At 62.6% G+C, this 11,813-nt stretch carries 12 protein-coding genes; 5 read left to right on the top strand and 7 right to left on the bottom strand.

The features are described 5' to 3' along the window. The first annotated feature begins 44 nt into the window (after positions 1 to 44). Entirely contained in the window at positions 45 to 1,403 is a 1,359-nt protein-coding gene (locus FNZ07_RS04930; RefSeq protein WP_091011976.1) for a replication initiation protein, read from the top strand. 55 nt (positions 1,404 to 1,458) lie between these two features. On the opposite strand, the gene FNZ07_RS04925 is transcribed toward FNZ07_RS04930, so the two are convergent. Together FNZ07_RS04925 and parA are read right to left on the bottom strand one after the other, a co-directional pair. Beyond that, entirely contained in the window at positions 1,459 to 2,538 is a 1,080-nt protein-coding gene (locus FNZ07_RS04925; RefSeq protein ID WP_091011973.1) for a ParB/RepB/Spo0J family partition protein, read from the bottom strand. A gap of 24 nt (positions 2,539 to 2,562) precedes the next feature. Then, a complete protein-coding gene (gene parA, locus FNZ07_RS04920) occupies positions 2,563 to 3,225 on the bottom strand; it encodes a ParA family partition ATPase (protein ID WP_091011970.1) in 663 nt (220 codons plus the stop codon). Positions 3,226 to 3,732: 507 nt separating this feature from the next. Between parA and arsC the strand changes: the two genes are divergently transcribed. Beyond that, entirely contained in the window at positions 3,733 to 4,092 is a 360-nt protein-coding gene (gene arsC / locus FNZ07_RS04915; RefSeq protein WP_091011967.1) for an arsenate reductase (glutaredoxin), read from the top strand. 39 nt (positions 4,093 to 4,131) lie between these two features. On the opposite strand, the gene FNZ07_RS34250 is transcribed toward arsC, so the two are convergent. Next, positions 4,132 to 4,257 (bottom strand): hypothetical protein, encoded by a 126-nt coding sequence (locus FNZ07_RS34250; RefSeq protein WP_281250546.1) that lies wholly within the window; start codon positions 4,255 to 4,257, stop codon positions 4,132 to 4,134. A 167-nt stretch (positions 4,258 to 4,424) separates the two neighbouring features. Here FNZ07_RS34250 and FNZ07_RS04910 point away from each other — a divergent pair, with 167 nt between their 5' ends. Both FNZ07_RS04910 and FNZ07_RS04905 read left to right on the top strand, forming a co-directional pair. Further along, a complete protein-coding gene (locus FNZ07_RS04910) occupies positions 4,425 to 5,801 on the top strand; it encodes a GntT/GntP/DsdX family permease (protein ID WP_091011964.1) in 1,377 nt (458 codons plus the stop codon). Positions 5,802 to 5,924: 123 nt separating this feature from the next. Then, positions 5,925 to 6,215 carry a DUF1272 domain-containing protein gene (locus tag FNZ07_RS04905; protein WP_091011961.1) on the top strand — a complete coding sequence of 97 codons (291 nt, stop codon included), beginning with the start codon at positions 5,925 to 5,927 and terminating at the stop codon, positions 6,213 to 6,215. 62 nt (positions 6,216 to 6,277) lie between these two features. On the opposite strand, the gene FNZ07_RS04900 is transcribed toward FNZ07_RS04905, so the two are convergent. Together FNZ07_RS04900 and FNZ07_RS04895 are read right to left on the bottom strand one after the other, a co-directional pair. Then, on the bottom strand, positions 6,278 to 6,487 hold the full coding sequence (locus FNZ07_RS04900) for a zf-HC2 domain-containing protein (RefSeq protein ID WP_177228279.1): 210 nt from the start codon (positions 6,485 to 6,487) through the stop codon (positions 6,278 to 6,280). After that, the gene (locus FNZ07_RS04895) at positions 6,468 to 7,076 is read right to left on the bottom strand and encodes an RNA polymerase factor sigma-70 (RefSeq protein WP_091011957.1); all 609 of its coding nucleotides are present in this window, start codon (positions 7,074 to 7,076) and stop codon (positions 6,468 to 6,470) included. The genes FNZ07_RS04900 and FNZ07_RS04895 overlap by 20 nt, the downstream gene beginning before the upstream one ends. A 539-nt stretch (positions 7,077 to 7,615) precedes the next feature. Here FNZ07_RS04895 and FNZ07_RS04890 point away from each other — a divergent pair. Then, a complete protein-coding gene (locus FNZ07_RS04890; RefSeq protein ID WP_091011954.1) occupies positions 7,616 to 8,170 on the top strand; it encodes an NADPH-dependent FMN reductase in 555 nt (184 codons plus the stop codon). A gap of 62 nt (positions 8,171 to 8,232) precedes the next feature. Here the strand turns inward: FNZ07_RS04890 and FNZ07_RS04885 are convergent, their stop codons facing one another. Together FNZ07_RS04885 and FNZ07_RS04880 are read right to left on the bottom strand one after the other, a co-directional pair. Continuing rightward, on the bottom strand, positions 8,233 to 9,150 hold the full coding sequence (locus FNZ07_RS04885) for a hypothetical protein (RefSeq protein ID WP_091011951.1): 918 nt from the start codon (positions 9,148 to 9,150) through the stop codon (positions 8,233 to 8,235). Positions 9,151 to 9,367: 217 nt separating this feature from the next. Beyond that, on the bottom strand, positions 9,368 to 11,629 hold the full coding sequence (locus FNZ07_RS04880; RefSeq protein WP_091011948.1) for a hybrid sensor histidine kinase/response regulator: 2,262 nt from the start codon (positions 11,627 to 11,629) through the stop codon (positions 9,368 to 9,370). Between the last annotated feature and the right edge of the window lie 184 nt (positions 11,630 to 11,813).

Raw genomic sequence — 11,813 nt, 5'->3', positions numbered from 1 at the left:
CCCAGCCGGTATTCTCTGCAAAAATCTCTCCTCGACCCGACGGTATGGCTACGAAGCGCGCGAAGAAAACCGATGTGGTGAGTCCGAGTTCGGCGGAACTGCGTAAAGCCGTCGAGGCGATCGCGATCCAGCCGAAAAGCGGCAAGATCACACTGCTGACCCGAAAGCTGTTCAATGTGCTGCTGGCCGTTGCCCAGCAGGCCGACGAGTCCGGCGATACCTACCGGGCGCTGCTGTCGGACATCGTGGCCAATTCGGCGTTCGATTCGAACGACACGGCGCTCGTCAAGGAGCACCTGCGGCGCATGGTGTCGGTGCAGGTCGAATGGAGCACGGGGACGTCGAGCCAGAAGCCGGGCCGCAAGTGGGGCATCTCCACGCTGATCGCCGACGCGGAAATTCTGGAAGATCCCGCTACGCGCCGGGTCTGGGTCGAATTCTCGTTTGCGCCGAAGATCAAGAAGAAGCTGCTCGACCCGGTTCAGTACGCGCGTCTGAGCCTGCAGTTCCAGAGCCAGTTGCGCAGCAGCGCGGGTCTCGCACTCTATGAGATCTGTGTTCGCTACCTGACCAATCCCAGCCATCTGACGATGCGCGAGTCGTGGGAATGGTGGCGCCCCATCCTGTCCGGCACGCCCGATACGGAAGCCGGCGACGAAGCCAAGCGCGAGTACAAATACTTCAAGCGTGACTACCTGAGGCCGGCCATCGCGGAAGTGAACGCGGTGACCAACATTTTCGTCGAGCTGATCGAGCACCGCGAAGGCCGACGGGTGGCCGAGATCCAGTTCCGCGTCACCGAGCGCAAACAGCCGATGCTCGCGCTCGACGAGCACCCCAATGTCTTCGACAGCACCCTCGTCGACCGGATGGTCAAGATCGGTATTCCGTTGAAGGAAGCGCAAACCCTGTACGCCGACAGCGAGGAAAACCGGATTCGGGCTGCCCTGCAGATGACCGAGCAGCGCATGCGCAGCACCGCGCTGCCGCCGGTCCGCAGCGCCCCGGCGCTCTTCAAGGACGCGCTGAAGAAGGGCTATGCGCCGCCGGTCGAGGAACTGCAGGTCGTGAGCAGCGGCGGTGGCGCCAAGGCGCTGCCGGGCGCGCCTGCCGACGATCTGAAGGCGCGTCTGCTCGGCGAATACTCGGCCTATCGCCGCAAGGAAGCGCGAGCGCTGTACGACGAACAGGGTGAGACGGAGCGGGACGTGGCCCGGCAGTCGTTCGAAGAGGACGAATTGCCGACACTAGGCGGCCACATGCGCGACGACTGGCGCCGGCGCGGTCTGGATTCGAAGCTCGGCGAGACCGCGTTCTTCGACTGGCTGGCGCGCCGCACGTGGGGTGAACCGACCGACGGCGATCTGCTCGCGTTCACCCTGAGCCAATCCCGGGCGGCCTGAATTCGCGGCTGAACGCGGAGACCGTGGTTACCGCTGACGGCAGCGGCAACCACGTCTATTTGAGCAGCAGAATCTGTTCGATTTGCTTCAGGATGTCATCCCGCTTCTCTCTCGACAGACCCCGCAGCCGGAGTTCGAGGCGATCGTCGCCATAAGACTTCAGATCCCCGACCGACACCCCTTCCAGCTTGATTTCGAGTCGCTGAGCGTAGCGCTGGCGGCCGGCCGGTTTGGTGCTTTCCTGCGGGCTCGCCCTGCCCTTCACGATATCGGCGACCTGGCGGGTGCTCAGATCGTCCGAGAGGATCTTGTTGATCAGACGAAGCGTCGAGTCGGCGCCGCGTGCCGAGTGGTAGCGGCCGACCTGATAGGCCATGTTCGAGCCGAACCGGTCCGTTCGCACAACCATTTCGTGCATGACGACTTCGGGTAACTTGGCGATCGACAGTGCGACCGCGACCGTCGATTCATCGAGACCCAGATGTTCGGCCAGCTCTTTCTGGCTTTGAAAATGGCCGTCATCGAGAAAGCGTTTCCAGACTACGGCGTTATCGAAAACCGTTTGCGAGTCGCGCTGGACGTTGAGATCGTAGCCGAGTTTATAGCTTTCGATGCCGATGGGCAGATCTACGACGATCGCCTTCACCGTCTCCTTGTTGGCTTCCTTGAGCGCGCGTACCCGGCGGCCGCCGTCGCTGACGAAATAGCTGCCGGGATTGTCGTAGTCGGGGATGACATGAATGGCCTGTTGCTGTCCCTGTTTGGCGAGATTGACCGCCAGTTCCGCGATAGACGACTTCAAATAAAAATGCCGCGGATTAAACGGACTCGGTTTGATCGCTTTGAGTGCAAGCTCGATAACTTGCCCTGGACGATAGCCGTGCTCAAGACGCCATGCCCGGTAGGCCGGTGATTCATTAGCATGCTCGGTGGACTCGGCTGCGTCGCTGGATATAGCGGCAACAGCGGAGACGCTGGCCGGCTGACTCGAGCGACCGGCGATTTCATTGTTCTTTGTCGAACCGGGTTGCACGAGGCCGTCGATTGCATTCAGACGATCGAGTGCGGTCCGTTTCTCGCTGCTGGTCGTGTCCGGACGCGCTTGAAAGCCTTTGGCGAACTGGGAGGGTTTCATTCAGGGTCCTTTATGCGCATAAATTCAGGGGAGCAAGGCGGCGATCTCGTCGGCGCATGCCCGGATTTCAAGGCTCGCGAGCCTGGCTCCTCGATCGTTCATTTGCAGAACGGTCTGGCCGAGCGCCATCGCCTGTTTGTAGGCTTCACGGGTGGGGATCTGTGTCTTGAGTAGAGGGAAGCCCAATTCTTCCAGCGCGCGCTTCAGTTCGCGCGTCAACATCCGCTTTTCTTCGGTCTTGTTCAGCAGGAAAACGGCCTTCAGATCTTCGTTCATCACCTGAGCCTGCTGGATCAGTTTGACGAGACCTACGCTCGACCAGTAATCCGCGGGAGATGAAGAGGTGGGAATAACCGCGATGGTAGCGGCGAGGAGAACGACGCCAGAGACCTTTTCCGTGATGGACGGAGGACAGTCGACGACGATCAGATCGTAATCGCCGACGAACTTCTTGATCTCGCGATGAATCTGGCCGCCGGCTTCAGAGAGGTTGACGACCGGGAATGGGATGCCGGATTCGCCGTCAGACGACGCGCTAGCCCAATGGATGAGGGTATTTTGCCCGTCGGCATCTACTACAAGGACTCGCTTACCTTTTTCATGGAAAGCAGCGCCAAGGTGCATCGCGATTGTGCTTTTCCCGACCCCGCCCTTCTGCTGAGTTACCGCGATGATTTCTGCAGCCAACGTTCACCTCCGTTTTTAGAAGCTGATGGATTTTACCGTGATGAATTTCAATATCAATCTTTTTGTCGTTAGGACACGACGAACTGGCCGTTCGGGGGAGGTTTTATGCGCATAAAGTGCCCCGGCTCAGAGGCTACGCAGTCTCTATGAAGGCAATTTGGTTGTGCAGTGAGGTGTGTGTCTCACGCCGGTAGCGACAGGTGCTCGTCCGAGGACCGGGTTTTATGCGCATAAAGTCACATCCGCCTCTGGCTAACGGAGGGTGCTAGCGGGAAAGTGGGAAAATAGCTGCCGGGCTGGAGCAATACCTGATTCGAAGTGAGCGGACGATGGGAAGCGCAATCAATTGGCGCAACGATCGCGCGTGCCTGATCAAAAGGGCCTACTCATCGGCCGATCGCTCCAGTTCCACTGAGCGAAGGTCCCGCGCGGCCCAACTACCCACTAACTCACGCTTTCGCACGAACGGCAGCGCCCACCGCCAAAAACCCGACGAAAGAACCATCGATGATCACGATCTATCACAACCCCCGTTGCTCGAAGTCCAGGGAAGCCTGCCAGCTGGTCGAGCAGACGTATAACGCGACGAATGAACCGGTCGAAATCGTCGAGTACCTGAAGCATCCATTGACGGCCGCCCAACTGAAAAAGCTCGTCAGGATGTTGAACTGCTCGCCACGCGATCTGTTGAGACAGACCGAGGCCGAATACAAGGCACTGAACCTTGGAGATTCGGATCTCACAGACGACCAGCTATACCAGGCGATCGAAGCTCATCCGATCCTGCTGCAACGTCCAATCGTCGTGAGAGACGGCCGCGCCGCGATCGGCCGGCCGCCGGAAAACATAAAAACCTTATTCGACTAGGAAATCGAAAAGATCTCCGAAATCTTCAAATCCGAAGGTTCAATCGCCGTTCAGTCGTTTCACCAACTGCCCGAGACTCCCCGTGAAGCGCCACGCCGACAGACCCTCGATCACAGCCGCTTTTCCCGCAGCCAACGCGCCGCCAAAGCGAGTACGACGCCACACGGAGCATCCTTAACCGCCGCCGGGTTCGCCGCCGCAACGACACGACGTGCCGCTACAATCTGCGCCAGCCACACACCTGCATGAACCACCGTGGACCGCCGCATACCGCAATTCGCAACACAATCGAATTCGCAACAAGATCGACCCGAAAACCAGAAAGGGACGCTGTGCATCTGACGACAACACTCACTCCGTGGTCCCCCCACGACACCCGGCTGATCCTTTCGTGCGCACTCGGGCTCGTGCTGATCATCGTTTTCATCAGCGCATTGAAGCTGGCGCCGTTCCTGTCGATCCTCGTCGGCACGTTCGCTGCCGGCTTCAGCGCCGGACTGCCGCTCGAAGCCATTGCCAGCGCCTTCAGCAAAGGGGCGGGCGCCTTGCTCGGCGACGTCGGCCTCATCATCGCGCTGGGTGCGATGCTGGGCGCACTGATGGCCGAATCGGGCGCGGCGGACCGACTCGTATCAACGATCCTCGATCACTCCACGCCGCGTCGTTTGCCGTGGATGATGGCGCTCGTCGCAATCATCATCGGGTTGCCGCTTTTCTTCGAAGTCGGTCTCGTGATGATGGTGCCGATCATCTTCGTGATGGCGCGCCGTTCGCAACAGCCTGTCCTGCGTATCGCGATTCCCGCGCTGGCCGGCCTGACGACGTTGCATGCGCTGCTACCGCCGCATCCAGGTCCGCTGATCGCGATCAGCGCCTTGCACGCCGATCTTGGCGTCACGCTCGGCCTCGGTCTGATCGTCGCGGTGCCGGCCGTCATTCTGGCCGGTCCGCTGTACGGTATGTGGCTGTCGAAGCGGATGCATGTCGTCGAGCCGGAGGAGATGGGCAAGCTGTTCGCGGCGAAAGCGCCAGACGGCGAATTGCCCGGCTTCCCGATCTCGCTGATCACGATCCTGCTGCCGGTCGTGCTGATGCTCGGCCGCACGGTGGCGAAGCTATGGCTCGCACCCGATACCTTCCTCTCGAATGCGCTCGATTTTCTCGGCGAACCGCTCGTTGCACTCGGCTTGACCGTGCTCTTCGCCATTGTCGCGCTGGGCTGGTCGCGCGGCATGCCGCGTGAGCGCGTCGGCGGCATCCTGCGCAAGAGCCTGCCGCCGATCGCCGCGCTGCTGCTGACGATCGGCGCCGGCGGCGGCCTGAAGCAGGCACTCGTCATTGCCGGCATCAGCACGACGATCGGCAAGATCGCGATCGGCGCACATCTGCCGCTGATCCTGCTCGCCTGGCTGATCGCCGTCGCACTGCGCCAGGCCACCGGGTCGGCAACGGTCGCGACCACGACGACGGCGGGCATCGTGGCGCCCGTCGTCGCCGGTCTCAGCGTCACGCACAACTCCCTGATGGCGCTCGCGATCGGTGCCGGCTCGGTGTTCTTCTGTCACGTGAACGATGCGGGCTTCTGGATGGTGCGCGAGTACTTCGGTCTGCAACTGAAGCAGACCGTGTTCGTCTGGTCGATCTTGCAAACCATCGTCTCGGTGGTCGGACTCGTGTTGACGCTCGCGCTGTGGGGGCTATTGACCTGACGCAGCGAGGGGCGCGGCAACTGGCAGCAATTGAAGGTGCGATGGCGCAGCGGTCACACGTGGACCGCGTAAGCTAGGCAGGCGCATCACATTGCCATCGATAAAACCCACACGGAGCCCACGATGCTCGAACTGAGACCGTCCTGTGAAGGATGCGGCAAATCGCTATCGGCGGATGCGCCCGACGCGATGATCTGCAGCTACGAATGCACGTTTTGCGAGGTCTGTGCGTTGAGCACGTTACGCAACGTGTGTCCGAATTGCGGCGGCAATTTCCAGCACCGGCCGATCCGCCCACGCGCAATGCTCGCGAAGCACCCTGCGGCTACGCAGCGGCATCCAGCGTCGATCAATCAGGAAAGCCACGCAGCGTTCTTCGAGCGCTATCGCACGACACCGCCCGGCGAGCGCTGACATCGTGAGGCTTGTCCTCGGCGACAACTCAAGACAACGCACGCAACGCAGCACACCGCGCATCATTCGTCGGCCTGCACGCTACCGGCACCGTCAAGGCCCCCCGCTTCCCGCGCCGCTGCACGCAGCAACGCGATGTGTTTGCGGTAATTGCGGCAGCCGCTGCAGGTCGGCAGATGAACCTTGATCGCGAGCCATTCGCCGACCCCCAACGGTCGATCCAGCGCATCGGACAGCAGCCGCGTGATGTTCTTACACTTCCCCATTCGCATCCTCGCTGGAAAGACCTTTCTCGGTGAGACAGGTGCGCAATCGTAGACGCGCACGGTAAATCAGCACGCTGCAGTGGTTGGCCGACATCTGCAGTTCCTTGCAGATATCCGCGGTCTCGAGATCGAGGAACTCGCGCATCATGAACACCCGCCCGATCTGTTCCGGCAGATGATTGAGACACATCTCGAACAGCGTCCAGAACTGCTGCTGCCGCAACGCGTGCTCGGGCGTCGGCCACGGACGGGGCTTCGCTTCGCGCGACCAGTGGCCGTTGTCCTTGAAGAGCTCACGATCCAGCAACGACTCGCCATCGAGTTCCGCTTCCAGCGACGACAGGTTGACCGTCCGTTGACGGGCCCGCAGCGTGTCGACCAGCTTGTGACGCAGGATGCCGAATACCCATGTCTTGTGCTCCGATTGCGCGGCGAACCGGTCGGCCTGCGTCCACGCGGCGGCCAGCGCTTCCTGGACCGCGTCTTCGGCCGCGGCCGCGTCGCGTAGCTGCAAGCGTGCAAAACGCAGCAGATCGCGCCGCAACTGCGCCAGATAGACGGGGTCGTCGAACGCCGGACCCGCAGCGGCGGTCATGCCGACTCCAGCGAAAAGAGTCGACGTGACGACGACGCACCGGTGTCGCGGTCTCCAGACGGATGCTGCGGATGATCAATCGTGTTCATGGCGAGATGGGTGAGGTACCTGTTTCCGGTTCGTCACCCATTTTCCCGCACGTTGCCGCTTTCGACCATCCGCGTTCAGTCTGTTTTCCCGAAAGCTTCTGCGATTGGTCGGGCTTCGGGCGCCGAGATGACAGCGTCGGCAGTTTTTCTTTCAATTTCCCTTAACCGACCTCATGCGCGCCCGGTTTTCACGGGATTGTCACGCCATCGCCACGAATCAATCCCCGTGCTGCAAACCCGTGAGGACCGGAGCCTGGCTTGATGGACAAGGTCGGGCGCTAACTTATCCACAAGGTTATTCAGCGAAATTGTGGATATCTTCCGTGGCATCCAGGTTATCCACCGAAGCTCCCCAAACCGCATCGTCGGCAGTCCGGTTCGGGTTGTCTTTGCCTATGATTACACTTGGCCTTCCCGCGCTTCGAGCGCTCCACCCTCAAGGAAAAGAAGATGGCTCACCACATCGCGATCATTGTCGGCAGCCTGCGCCGCGACTCGACCAACCGGCAGCTTGCGCACGCGCTGACTTCGCTGGCCCCCGACGATCTGTCGTTCGAGTTCCTCGACATCGGTTCGCTGCCGCTCTACAGCCAGGACTACGACGCCGAGTTTCCCGAGGTGGCGCAACACTTCAAGCGACGCATCGAAGCCGCCGACGGCTTGCTGTTTGTCACCCCCGAATACAACCGCTCGATCCCGGGCGTGCTGAAGAATGCGCTCGACTGGGGTTCGCGCCCGTGGGGCAAGAGCGTGTGGGCGGGCAAGCCAGGCGCGGTCATCGGTACGTCGCCGGGGGCGATCGGCACGGCGCTGGCGCAGCAGCATCTGCGCAATGTGCTTGCCTATCTCGACGTGCCCACGCTCGGGCAACCGGAAATGTTCATCAAGCACGATGTCTCTCGGATCGACGAGAGCGGCGCCATCCTCAACGACGATACGCGGGCGTACCTGCAGTCGTTCGTGGATCGCTACGTCGCGTGGGTCGCGCATCATCACGCAGGCTGAATCCGGCTTTCAAAGCGCTACGGAGGCAAAGCCTGCGGGCGGCATCCGCCCGCTCCCGTGCGTCACACGTGGTGATGACCCGTCACGCGCTCCCAGCCGTGGCGTACGGCCGCCTTGACGCGTTCCCATGTCTCGCCGGGTTCGTCGGTTGCGCTGGGCGTGCCGTTCGTTTCCCAATCGTGCTGGGCCTCGAGTTCCAGCTCGTCCCATGAGCGGTCGTGAAAGCGCGCATCGCGCGCGAGCGTTGCGCCGTACCGGTACGCGGGTACGTAGTCTTCATAGCGCGCATTCTCGCTGGCGTACTGCTCGTCGTAGTGACTGCGAAAGTCCTCTTCATCCTCCATGAACTCGTCTGGCGTATCGGCTATCGGGGCGGTCGACGGTATGAGACTGCGTGCCGCCGATGGCCGGGCAGCGGCTGCCGGTTCGCTGTCGCGCGGGTCGGGCCGCAGCACGGCGCCTGAACCCGGTGCGGCCCCGGCGGCGATGACACCGAAGGCGGTATCGTCGGTGGAAAGCGGGCGCGTAACTGGCGCGACGGCGGCCGCGCCACCGATCCCCAGTTCGTCGAGTATCGAATGCTCGCGACCCGCATCCGGATCGGCCAGTGCCGCTTCCCAACCCGGCGCGCGTTCGCCGACATCGGTGGCGCCGAGCTTCGTCAGTAGCCGGCTGGCGAGTTCCGCATGGGCTTCGCTGGCAGCGTTCACGCAGACGAGCACTGCTCCGCGCTGCACGGCATCCCTGTAGCGCTCCGCTTCCACCGTGCGTGGCCCCGAGGCGAACAGGTTGGCCAGAAAGCGTTCGATGTTCGCGAGCACGCCCGCGCCGCTACCGGACGTAGCGGTTGCGTCGGGCGTGGATTCGGGGTTCGCCTGCAACTCGATGTCGGCTTGCGCGAAGCCGGTCCGCACGAGGGTATCGCGTGCGCCTTCGGCGTCGGCATACCTGTCGAACAGGCCGATCACGATATGTTTCATGGCTGCCTCCCGGCAATGGAACGAAGCGCGAGGCGCGCTTCCTCGGGTAGCAGGCTGCAATCATCGTGCCGGTTGCGCGGCGCTTCGGCCGCCGGCCCGGCAAGCCTTGCGCAGCAAGGCCGCGCGACGGCGCCGCAAAAGAGCATCGGGCACGGCAGACGTATTTTCTACAATCGACAGCCCGTGTTGCACGGGGCCGTCACACCCAGACACAAGCTCAAGTCTCAGGCTGCGCGTGCGCCAGATCCCGCTGGATCGCCTGCAGGATCTGCTCGAGCAGCGCGATATCGAACGGCTTCGACAGCACCTTCACATCCACATGACGGGCCCGGTCGAGCTCCTCCGCGTAGCCCGTGACGAGAATCACCGGCAGCTTCGTTTCGAACGCCTGAACCGCTTCAGCGAGATCGATGCCGTTCATGGCGCCGGGCATGTGGATGTCGGAAATCACCAGATCGAACGGCAGCGGCTCGCCGGTGCGTGCCTGCTTCGCGTGTGCATCGTCGAACAGGCGCAGCGCGGTGTCTGCGTTGAACACCCACGTCACCTGGTGGCCCATCATCTGCAGCAGCGCTTCGGTGCCGGCGGCGACCTCGTCGTTGTCCTCTACTAGCAGGATCCGCAAACCGTGCGGCGTGCCGGTGTGTTCGAGCGGGGCTTCGCGCGGCCGCTCGAATTCCGGCGCGGCGGCTGCCCGCGGCAGGTACAGTCGCACCGACGTGCCTGCGCCAATCGCGCTGTCGATTGCCGCGAGGCCGCCCGAGCGTTCGCAGAACGCGAACACCTGCGGCAGCCCGAGGCCGGTGCCCATGCCCTTCGGCTTGGTCGTGAAGAGCGGTTCGAAGGCACGCGCGAGCACGTCCGGCGGCATGCCCACACCGGTATCTTCAAGCGAGAACTGAACGAACTCGCCGATCAGCGGAAAGCCGTCTTCATGGCGGAAACTGATGTTGGCCGCGCGCACCGTGAAGCGGCCGCCGTTCGGCATCGCATCGCGTGCATTGACGGCGATATTGATCAGCGCGAGCTCGAGTTCGGCGACGTCGACGCGCATCGGCCATACGTCGATGCCGATGTCCATCACCAGCGAAACCTTCGCGCCCAGCGACGCCCGCAGCAACTCGCGGCACGACGGCAGCCAGCGTTCGACGGCGAGCGTCTCGTTGTGCAGCGGCTGCTTGCGCGCGACGCCGAGCAGCTGCCGCGTGAGCGACTGGCCGCTCTTGAGCGCCCGCTCGACCGCCGACAGCTCGCGTTCGAGCCCCGGCACGCCGCGCCGGCGGACGATCTGCACGTTCGCCGAGACGATCATCAGCAGGTTGTTGAAGTCGTGCGCGACGCTGCCGACCAGGTTGCCGAGCGCCTCCATCTTGCGCGACTGACGGTACGCGGATTCGATCGAGCGGCGCATCGACGCTTCGGCCTGCCAGCGCTCCCACGCTTCCTCTTCGGCGCCGAGGCGCTTGAGCGACAGCCAGATCACGCACCACAGCACGATGGACGGCGTGAACATCGACAGGATCAGTACGCTCAGATGCCGGTACCACTCGGCCCAGATCGCGGAGGTGCGATAACCGCACGATACGTACACGGGGTAGGCGCCGACGCGCCGGAACGCGAGAATCAGGTTGTCGCCGTCGGTGCTCGAGCGGGTCCGTACCACGCCGTCGCGACGACCTTCCGCGAGCGCCGCGGCGAACGGCGATCGCGGGTCGACCGTGGCGGATCCCGATACCTGTGCCGGGTAGTGCGCGAGAATTGCGCCGTCGCTACGCAGCAGGGACATGGTCATCGGTGCGTCGCTGCCGCCCAGCAGCTCGCGATAGAACGCGCTGAAGTAGCCGGGCCGCAGCGCCACCGATACGACGCCCTCAAAGGTGCCGTTGTCGTCGCGTCGCGCCACCCCGGTGTTGAACACCTGTTCCCCGGCGACCTGGCCGATCATCACGCGCGAGACATGGTCGAGGACCCGGCCGTCACGAATCCCGGTGAAATCCTCGCGATTGAGGATCGATGCCGGCGGCGCCGGGAAATAGCGGCTGCTTGCGAGCAACGCCCCGTCGCTGCCGAAGATCGAGACCGCCGAAACCTGCGGATAGCCGCCGCCCATCACGCGCAGTTTTTCGTGGATGACCCCTTCGGCTTCGCGAATGCCGTGGTCGTCGAGGTCCTGTACGAGATCGACGACACGTGCATCGAGTGCCTCGTTCATGTCGAACACCTTCAGCGCGTGCTCTTCGGCGACGCGCACGGTACGCAGCGTGACGTCGGTGGCATCGGCTTCGCGTGCCCGCAGATCGTTGAAGGCCATGATCGAGACGTAGATGCATGGCAACACGATCGCGGCGACGAGCAGCGCGATCAGCGTGGCGCGCCGGACGGCGAAGTTGTGTTCGGGCACCGTCGGAAACGGCGCGTCCTCCTGCCTGGCAGAAGCAAGACGGCTCGCGGGCGACGGTTCGGGCCGGTCAGGTGTCATCGTAAGTAGCGCTTAAATGCACAGGAAGTATGGCCGGTTTTCATCTTACGACAAGGATCGGGACGAATCCGGAAGCGCAAACGTACACAAAAGTATAAACGGCGTATTTAGCGGGCAGATTAATTTGAAAATCCCATGAAGAGACTGGATAAAGGGCAATTCTATTCGTAGAAGGTGAGCAGCG

This window comes from Paraburkholderia megapolitana, assembly GCF_007556815.1.
In the GTDB taxonomy this organism is placed as follows: Bacteria; Pseudomonadota; Gammaproteobacteria; order Burkholderiales; family Burkholderiaceae; genus Paraburkholderia; species Paraburkholderia megapolitana.
The sequence above is the reverse complement of the archived record's forward strand: the minus strand, read 5'-3'. Positions and strand labels throughout refer to the sequence as shown.